Annotated in this window: 2 protein-coding genes; both read left to right on the top strand. The window is 68.6% G+C overall.

Annotated elements, in window-relative coordinates:
• Positions 1 to 12 precede the first annotated feature (12 nt).
• On the top strand, positions 13 to 432 hold the full coding sequence (locus HCN51_RS57805) for a DUF742 domain-containing protein (protein ID WP_080042357.1): 420 nt from the start codon (positions 13 to 15) through the stop codon (positions 430 to 432).
• The coding region (locus HCN51_RS57800; RefSeq protein WP_346434196.1) for an ATP/GTP-binding protein at positions 413 to 583 on the top strand (171 nt) is incomplete at its 3' end. The genes HCN51_RS57805 and HCN51_RS57800, both read left to right, overlap by 20 nt.

Genomic DNA, 583 nt, shown 5'->3' with positions numbered 1-583 from the left:
CCAGACCAGGTGATGTACGTGACAGACCCGAGATGGAACAGCGGCGGTTGGGCCCCTCCGCCTCAGCCACAGCCCCAGTCGCAGCTGACTCCCGACCCCGCTTCGCCCGTCCGCCCGTACGCGGTGACAGGTGGACGGACGGCGCCGCGGGTCAAGCTGGCGATGGAGGCCCTGGTGTCCTCGGCGACCGCCGAGCAGCGGGAGTTCTCCCACATCACGCCGGAGTACCAGGCGATCAGTCAACTGTGCCGGCAGGTCCGGTCCGTGGCAGAGGTGTCGGCCCTGCTGCGGATCCCGCTCGGCGTGGTCCGCGTGCTGATCGCTGACATGGCCGCCGAAGGTCTGGTCCGCGTGCATCAGCCGCAGCTGGACGCCGGCAGGCCGGACGTCAATCTGCTCGAAAGGGTGCTCAGTGGACTTCGCAGGCTCTAGCCCCGGCCTCACCTCGACGAAGATCGTGGTGGCTGGAGGGTTCGGGGTGGGCAAGACGACGTTCGTGGGAGCGGTGTCGGAGATCATGCCGTTGACGACGGAGGCCGTCATGACGGACGCCTCCGCCGGGATCGACGACCTGGGCATGACG

This window comes from Nonomuraea composti (genome assembly GCF_012034275.1).
GTDB lineage: Bacteria > Actinomycetota > Actinomycetes > Streptosporangiales > Streptosporangiaceae > Nonomuraea > Nonomuraea composti.
Note: the sequence above shows the minus strand (reverse complement) of the source record. Positions and strands in the feature narration are given on the sequence as shown.

Excerpts from the sequence above, each read along its gene's own strand:
- HCN51_RS57805 (WP_080042357.1), top strand. The coding sequence starts at position 13 with ATGTACGTGACAGACCCGAGATGGAACAGCGGCGGTTGGGCCCCTCCG.